The organism is Flectobacillus sp. (genome assembly GCF_049240685.1).
Lineage (GTDB): Bacteria > Bacteroidota > Bacteroidia > Cytophagales > Spirosomataceae > Flectobacillus.
Genome location: NZ_JBMLSD010000462.1, coordinates 1 through 8,643, shown reverse-complemented (window position 1 = coordinate 8,643; position 8,643 = coordinate 1). Strand labels below are relative to the sequence as shown.

Sequence of the window (8,643 nt, the reverse complement as noted above, 5' to 3'; positions counted from 1 at the left end):
CTTCAATTTTGTCCAGTAATCAGATATTGGTTATTTGAAGATTTTCATAATCAAAAGGCCATAGTCAAATTTTACCTCAGATTTACTATTAATTTCATCTTCCCTACTACTTAAATAGCTTTTTCTCGAAAATTATACCAACTTAAATATGCAGGCCCAATTTAAGTTTATTGGCAATCGGCTATAAGCCGACTGAATATAAGTTTTATGAAGAAATTTCACAGGCGATTGGCCCAATGCCTACGGGTTACAGCCCAAAAAGAAGCCTAGCAGTAAAAGATTGAATGTTATGAAGATTAGATTGAACTTAGAACTGAAAAAGGCACTTTACTATTGAGAGTTTATTCTGTATTTTAGTGTTATAAATAGACCGAAGATATTGAACAAAAGTTAAAAACTGTTAAACCAATACAGTTCTACAAGGTCTAATCCTTTAAATTATATAAGTTTGCGTATTCAATCCGTTGAAATTTCAAATTAAATATTATACCATGCGATTAGCATTTCGATATATTACCATATTAATACTCTTCTTAACGGCATTTTCTGTTAAGACTTTTGCTCAGGGGCAGGACAAGAGTGTTATTTTTTCGGGAAGGGTTGTGGCCGACCGTAGTTCCGAATTTTTGCCAAGCGCATACGTATTTAACCCAAATTCTGGTAGAGGTACCTTGACTGATAACCTGGGGAATTTTGCTTTGTATGTATATCCAGGCGATACAATCCAATTTACTTATGTTGGGTATAAAAAGCGTTATTATGTAATCCCGCGCGAGGTAGAACAAACGCATCAAGCCTTTGTGAGAATGGCCGAAGAAACACGAATGTTGGCAGAGGTAAGGGTATATCCATATAGCACCGAAGAAGATTTCAAAAAAGCATTTTTAGAAATGCAATTAGATAATCAAGCAGGCAGAAAAGCTCTTGCTAAAAACCTAGAACAGTCCAAATTGAACGTTTTGGCATTAAAAGCAGGTTTGAGTGGAGCAGGTAACTTTAGAAATTTCTCAGACCAAATGATTTATGGAATGGCCAATCGTAATTTTTTTACTAGCCCACTGATGTCTTTGACCAATCCTTTTGCATGGGCACAGTTTATTCAGTCAATCAAAAGAGGTGATTTGAAAAAAGATGACTACAAAAAGGCCTATGAAGATGCTCCTAGCGAAGGTGTAAGTCGTCAGAAAATCTTGAAAGAAATCAAGTCTGGTGGTGGTGGACAGTAATTTTAAGGCAGTTGGCTGTTGCTCAGAAGTTATTCCAAAATTGGAGATTGCTGACTATTGCCTGAGTGATTATTATAGCAATTGTAGGCGAGCCGTACAGATACGAAGTATTGCATTTAGGATATAGTACCAAAAAAGGCGTTCGAAATTAGTTTTTCGAGCGCCTTTTTTGATAACCCATCATTAGCTATGACTTGGCTTTAGGGGCTGTTTAGAATTGGAACACCCTCTGTTTTTTTACAAGTGTAAGCCCTTCTTACAAAAACTTCACCTCGATTCTTCTATTTAGTTTTCGGTTTTCATCCGAAGAGTTGGGCACAACAGGTTGGGTTTTACCATATCCCACTGCTTTGATTTTACTCATTGGAATGCCTTTGTTGACAAGATAAGTCATGACTTCTTTAGCTCTTTTTTGAGATAATACTAAGTTATCAGCATCCTTGCCAATATCATCGGTATGACCTGATATTTCAACGGTTAGACTAGGATTATTTTTCAGAAGTAGGCATAACTTATCCAGTTCAATCGCAGATTGAGGCTCTAAGTCCCATTTCCCAGATGCAAAAAAGATATTATTCAAAATCTCTTTCGCATCTTTTTGAATAGGCTCGAGACTAATATCCAAAGTTTTATCCAAGGCTTGGTTTTGTTTAAAATCAAAGTGAAGGCTTTTAAAAAAATATCCTTTTTTATTGACAAACAAAGCATATTCCCCTGAAGTATTGAGTACCGAAATATATTGACCCGTTTGAGCATCGGACACAAACTTGCCCACTTGCTGTGAGGAATTAAGAGCAACTAGTTCCAACTCTGCCGAAAGTTTTTGCTTAGTTTGAGCATCCGTTACAATACCTTTCAAAAAGGTAGTAGGCTGAATTTTGGCTTGTAGCGAGCCAGGTAGAGTAATTTCAACGAGTTTAGCCTTTTTATATCTTTCCCCCGTATCCTGCTCTAGCGAATAGTAGCCTTTTTGTCCATCTGCTGTGATAAATAATGCCACTTGGTCGTCCTGAGTATTGATAGGATAACCTAAATTTTGCGGTACAGACCAATCATTTCCTTGTTTTTGTGACATAAATAAATCGAGGCCTCCCATTCCAGCCAGACCTTCAGAACTAAAAAAAAGAGTTTGTCCATTGGCATGAATAAAGGGAGATAGGTCGTCTTCGGCGGTGTTGATATTTTTACCTAAATTTTGTGCTTTTTTCCACTGACCAGTCGAATCCTGCGTACTTACCCAAATATCTCTTTTTCCGATGCTTCCTCGGCGGTCGGAAACAAAATAGAGCGTACGTCCATCAGCAGACAGAGAGGGCTGAGAATCCCATTCTCCCGAATTGATAGCCTGCCCCATATTGACGGGTTTGGTCCAGTCATTGCCTTCACGATAGCTAATAAACAAATCGCAGCTTCCGATACTATTGCGACCACCGCAAGAGGTAAATACCAAGGTACGACCATCAGCCGAAATACTGGCAGTCCCCTCATTTTGAGAAGTATTAATTTGCTCGGAAATACCTTTTGCCTGCTGCCATTGATTATCTTTCCATTGAGCAACATAAAGGTTTTCGTCTCGATTACTGTGATTTTGGGCTGTAAAGATTAGGGTTTCACGGTCGGCAGTTAAAGTTGGGAAGTACTGTGTGTCAAAAGCATTAACACTATTCGGTAAGAAATTGGGCTTGATATCCAAAGGTTGTTCTACCGCTTTTATGGCAAACTCTGCATTGGTAATGCTTCGCTTGATTTTTTGAATCGTTAAATTATTGGCTGGAGGAATACGAGGTAACAACAATTCCAAATAGGCTTTGGCCTTGGTATAATCACCTTTTCGCATATACAAGGCACCCAAAAACTGCAAGGCATTACTAGATGTACTAGCCTCAGGCTTAACATTATAACTTTTCTCATAATTCAGAATAGCATTTCCGAATTGGCGGTTTTGCTCGTACAAACGACCAAGCTGATAATACGCTTCTGCAAAAAGGTGGTCTCGTTCGATGGCTTCTTCAAATTGCTGGAAAGCTTCGTCTATTTTTCTTTCTTGCAAAGCTTGAAGACCATCCTGATAAGCGTTTATCGCCTTTTTGTTAGTTGTAGACAAATTTTGCTGAGCAACCACTTCGCTCAGTTTGAAGCATAAAAAGCAACATAAGAGTGCCCAAAATCTAAAAGTATGCATAGTCTTTTTACAAAATAGGATAAGACAAAAATCAAAAAGCCTGTCAGATAATGCATCCAACAGGCTTTGGTTTTATGCCTTACGGAATGTTCATAAATTTATGAACTTGTAACGAAATTCTCCACTTTGGATTGTCTTTTATGTACTCAATAATCAAAGGAAGAATTGTTTCTGACTTGCTCCATTCAGGTTGAAGAAATAGCATGCAGTCGGGCGACATCTTTGCGGCGTACCCTTCGGCCCACTCAAAGTCGCTAGGATGATAAATAACAACCTTTAGTTCATGAGCTTTATCATATATGTCGGGGTTGGGTGCTTTGAATTTTTTGGGAGAAAAACAAATCCAGTCCCAATGCCCTGTTACTACCTCACAAACACCCGATGTTTCGATATTGGTTTGGATACCTGCTTGGTGCAAAGCATCTGTAAGCTCATCGAGCTGATGCATCAGGGGCTCTCCACCCGTAATCACTGCCAATTTACCAGGGTGTTTGGCGGCCTCTTCCACAATTTGATCAATAGTCAACTTCGGATGTGCATTCACATCCCATGATTCTTTGACATCGCACCAATGGCAACCTACATCGCAGCCCCCCAAGCGGATAAAATAAGCTGCTTTACCTTGGTAAAACCCTTCTCCCTGTAGCGTATAAAAAGCTTCCATTACAGGCAGTGAGGTTGTTTTTATAGTTTCTTCTATAGTTGTCATATTTTATAATCTCAGTAGTTTATTTTTAGTTTTTATTGTAATAGGGTCGAACTACCACACTTGTTATTCTACTATATCGCCAATCATTGCTTGAAGAATCCCCAATTGACTAGAACCAACATGACAATATTTGTGATAATTACCTTTAGCATAATTGACAATAGCAGGCACAAATCGCTTTATTCGAGGCATAAATGGCAATTTCGTTCGTAAATTGTAATGTTCGAAAGCTCTGGTTAATGGACCTAAATCTTCAATTTTGTAAGAAGTATTTTCAAGAATATAGTCGATAATCTTTTTATAAAAGATAGATTTAGCTAAGAATGGTTCAATTTTCTGAGTTTTTGGTCGTGTAAAACGACTTTTGAGGGTGACTCTTTCCTGCTGGACAAACTCGCTATCTTTGGCTCCTACCTGCTGCGCAGGGTGCTGGCGATACCATATCAAATCTTCATTTATAAAATCTATAGAATTAGTAATTGATGCATACATGGCTATCCAACCATCGTGGATAAAATCGTTATCAATTTGTGTTGGGAAAGGGATAATCTCAGGCACAATGGTTCTTCTAAAACACATCGTACATCCTGTCACTCTACTTCCAGCCATGAGTATTTCGGTAGAATATCCATTTCGCCATCGCTGCAATTCGTGTTCATTCAGATTGACCGTCTCCCACATTTTTTTATGGAGAGAATTCAAGTTTTCGTCCACTAATAAGGCATTCGAAAAAAGGACATTGGTATTTGGATGCTCCTGCATGTACCTACTCATAATTTCTAGCTTGGTAGGCACCCAAAAATCATCTTGGTCCGAGAACATAATCAAGTCGCCTGTACAAAGTGACACGGCTCTCTCAAAATTTTTGACCGTACGCAAGGCTGGTTTATTTGCGTAAATGCGCACAGGGATAGAGGTCTCAATCGATTGAATGATACTTAATGTATCGTCGGTTGAATTATCATCACAAATTATTATTTCGCTCGGCTTGAGGGTTTGGTTAATTATACTTTCTAGTTGTGTTTTGATATACTTACTACCATTATAAGTACAAAGTGCTATCGAAATGGTGGGTGCATTCATTTTTTAAAGGTAAACTAAAATTCAATTAGCGTTTTACAAGTCATAGGAAAGAAAAAATCAATAATATATCAGAGAAACAACCAAAACATAACCTTTTGATTATGAAAATATTAAATCAACCAACATACTATTAACTAATAATATCTTCCTACTTAAGTAATCGTGCAGAATTATATTTAAGTTTTGTGTTTTAGGGACAAGACAACGGGCATAAGGCAAAGAGTGTTAAAATATTTTTAACGACTACGGACATGTATTTTTCCCATAGCACACCGCCGAAAGCTGATACCTGAAAGCCCTAAGCACAATCTTAAACTTTAGGCTATAGGCAAAAAGTCTTTAGAATTTCATAAAAAATTCTTTTTTTCTTTATCTTACGGCTTTCAGCTTTGGGCGTTTGGCAAAAATATATCTATCGTTACTAAAAAAAATAACACTCTTTGCCTAGTGCCTTGTGCCTGTATCCTACAACAAACTTAAATCTAATTTTGCAGCATTACTTGTGAGTAATTAGTGGGAATAACATTGGATTAGCGCTTAGTTTTTCTGAAACAATTGTTTAGCAAATTGAAACAGACAGAAATACCTTTTTGCATTGCCAAGTTATCATTACAAATTTACGGATAACTTCCGATTATATCATGATGATTTTACAATTAGCCCTTGGCAATACCAATGAGAAAATGGCGATACAATACTTTATGCTGATATTTTACACCTGCTAAGTGATTATACTCTTTATTCGCTGTGTAGATATTTGTATGATGTATACCAATTTTATGGTTATTTTTTGTTAAAATCCTGTAATATTGGACTTTTTTAAAAAAAACTTTTCTTAATTCTACGATTGACTTGTTATCGTTTTTTATCGAAGTTTTGTAATAATCTTTTGTTTGTACATTTAACTGAATGTAATTATTCTGAAAAAAGTAAAAAATCCTCCAAAACATGTAAAATTAGCGTCCTAGGTGATTTGGTCAGTAAGTATATATCCTATAGACTTTTCAAAAACAATGCGCTAATTTCGCCACTCATTTATTCATCTAAAACTAATAAACTGGCTTCAGCGTAAGAATCACAAGCGCAATGCCGCGCGTTCGATACGTTGAATATCGAGCACTTTTTAACTTAAGATAATCTTCACGGGATTGTCATCCAATCAACATGAAACAAAAATCTATTCGCAAGCAAGATGCCTTGGATTATCACTCCAAAGGCAGGCCAGGAAAAATTGCCGTTGTACCTACCAAAGAAACTGAAACACAACGAGACCTTTCACTGGCTTATTCGCCAGGTGTTGCAGAACCCTGCATCGAAATTGCCAACAACGTAGAAAATGTTTACAAGTATACAGCAAAAGGAAACTTAGTTGCTGTGATTTCGAATGGTACAGCCGTACTTGGCTTAGGAAATATTGGCCCCGAAGCCAGCAAACCTGTAATGGAAGGAAAAGGCTTACTATTCAAAATTTTTGCAGATATCGATGTATTTGATATCGAATTGAACACACAAGACCCAGAAGAGTTGATTCGTACCGTAAAAGTATTAGAGCCAACTTTTGGTGGAGTTAACTTAGAAGATATTAAATCTCCAGAATGTTTTGAGATTGAAGAAAGGCTAAGAAAAGACCTAAAAATTCCGATTATGCATGATGATCAGCACGGTACTGCCATTATCTCGGGAGCTGCGTTGATTAATGCCTTGGAATTAGTAAATAAGAAAATCGAGGAATGTAAGTTTGTAATTTCGGGTGCGGGTGCCGCGGCCTTATCTTGTGCAAAGTTGTACTTATTGCTAGGAGCCAAAGTCGAAAATATATTGATGTTTGATAAGGATGGCTTAATCCATAACCGCCGTACCGATTTGAACAAATACGTTGCGCCGTTTGCTACTAGCAAAGAAGGAATCCAAACATTAGCCGAGGCAATGCAAGGGGCTGATGTATTTTTGGGCTTATCTGTTGGCAATATTGTTTCGCAAGAGATGATTCGTTCGATGGCCAATGACGCAATTGTTTTTGCAATGGCCAATCCTACCCCAGAAATATCGTATGAAGATGCGGTTGCTGCGCGTCCAGATATTATCATGGCCACAGGTCGCTCGGATTATCCAAACCAAGTAAATAACGTCCTCGGCTTTCCTTATATCTTTAGAGGAGCACTTGATGTTCGCGCTACGGAGATTGACGAAAATATGAAAATGGCGGCTGCTAAAGCACTTGCCGAATTGGCAAAGAAGCCCGTACCTGATATCGTAAACTTAGCTTACAACGAGAAAAACCTTTCTTTTGGTCGTAACTATATTATTCCAAAACCAGTAGACCCTCGTTTGATTACTACGGTTTCTATTGCTGTAGCCAAAGCTGCTATGGAATCGGGTATAGCTCAGAGCCCTATCTCCAATTGGGAAGCCTATGAACAAGAATTGGCAAAACGACTTGGATTAGATAACCAATTGATGCGCTACATCATCAATCGTGCTAAACGAACGCCAAAACGTGTTGTATTTGCAGATGCCGAAAACTTGAAGGTTTTGAAGGCTGTTCAACAAGCTAAGGATGAGGGCATTTGTATTCCTATTTTGCTGGGTAACGAACAAAAAATCCAACGTATTTTAGAAGAGCATAATTTGGAATTGGGCGATGTAAAAATCATTGATACTCGTGATGCACAGCATGCAGACCAATTGAAGCGTTATGGCGATATTTTCTTCGAAAAACGCAAACGACGTGGATATAACCAATACGAGGCACACAAACAAATGCAAGTGCGTAATTACTTTGCCGCTATGATGGTTGAAACAGGTGATGCCGATTGCGTTATCTCGGGTCTTACTCGTAACTACCCCAATGCCATTCGCCCAGCGCTACAAGTAATCGGTCGTGACGAGGGTGTGAAGAAAGTATCAGGAATGTATATCTTGTTGACGAAAAAAGGGCCATTATTTTTCTCAGATACCACTGTTAATTTCAATCCTAGTGTTGAAGAAATCGTAGAAATTACAGAATTGACAGCCAAGGCTGTAGAACAGTTCAACATTCGCCCAAGAATTGCCATGTTGACCTATTCTAACTTTGGGACTGCCGACGGAGAAGATGCAGTAAAAATGCGTGAAGCCACTGCTATTTTACAAAGAAAGCATCCTGATATGATTGTAGAAGGAGAAATGCAAGCACACATGGCATTTGATACTGATTTGGTTCGTGAAAATTATCCTTTCTCAAAGTTAGCCGAAGAAGGAGCCAATGTACTAATTTTCCCTAACCTCTCGGCTGCGAATATTTCTTACAACCTTCTAAAAGAAACAGGTGATATCGAATATATAGGACCGATTTTGCTAGGCTTACGCAAACCAGTCCATGTACTTCAGCTTGGTTCTTCTGTGCGTGAAATTGTAAACATGGTAGCCATTGCAGTCGTTGAAGCTCAAAATAAATAGGCCTT

The 8,643-nt window shown here is 38.1% G+C and carries 5 protein-coding genes; 2 read left to right on the top strand and 3 right to left on the bottom strand.

The genetic code is table 11. The annotated features are described in order from the left end of the window. The first annotated feature begins 491 nt into the window (after positions 1 to 491). Positions 492 to 1,226 carry a carboxypeptidase-like regulatory domain-containing protein gene (locus tag ACOVQ4_RS21400; RefSeq protein ID WP_421822633.1) on the top strand — a complete coding sequence of 245 codons (735 nt, stop codon included), beginning with the start codon at positions 492 to 494 and terminating at the stop codon, positions 1,224 to 1,226. A 256-nt stretch (positions 1,227 to 1,482) separates the two neighbouring features. Here the strand turns inward: ACOVQ4_RS21400 and ACOVQ4_RS21395 are convergent, their stop codons facing one another. The 3 genes from ACOVQ4_RS21395 to ACOVQ4_RS21385 form a co-directional block, all read right to left on the bottom strand. Continuing rightward, positions 1,483 to 3,408, bottom strand: coding sequence for an OmpA family protein (locus ACOVQ4_RS21395; RefSeq protein ID WP_421822632.1), 1,926 nt, complete (start codon positions 3,406 to 3,408; stop codon positions 1,483 to 1,485). A 79-nt stretch (positions 3,409 to 3,487) separates the two neighbouring features. After that, complete coding sequence (locus ACOVQ4_RS21390) at positions 3,488 to 4,072, bottom strand: 7-carboxy-7-deazaguanine synthase QueE (protein ID WP_421822634.1); 585 nt, start codon at positions 4,070 to 4,072, stop codon at positions 3,488 to 3,490. Positions 4,073 to 4,180: 108 nt separating this feature from the next. Next, positions 4,181 to 5,200 carry a glycosyltransferase family 2 protein gene (locus tag ACOVQ4_RS21385; RefSeq protein ID WP_421822631.1) on the bottom strand — a complete coding sequence of 340 codons (1,020 nt, stop codon included), beginning with the start codon at positions 5,198 to 5,200 and terminating at the stop codon, positions 4,181 to 4,183. Positions 5,201 to 6,364: 1,164 nt separating this feature from the next. Between ACOVQ4_RS21385 and ACOVQ4_RS21380 the strand changes: the two genes are divergently transcribed. Next, positions 6,365 to 8,638 carry an NADP-dependent malic enzyme gene (locus ACOVQ4_RS21380; RefSeq protein ID WP_421822630.1) on the top strand — a complete coding sequence of 758 codons (2,274 nt, stop codon included), beginning with the start codon at positions 6,365 to 6,367 and terminating at the stop codon, positions 8,636 to 8,638. The last annotated feature ends 5 nt before the right edge of the window (positions 8,639 to 8,643 follow it).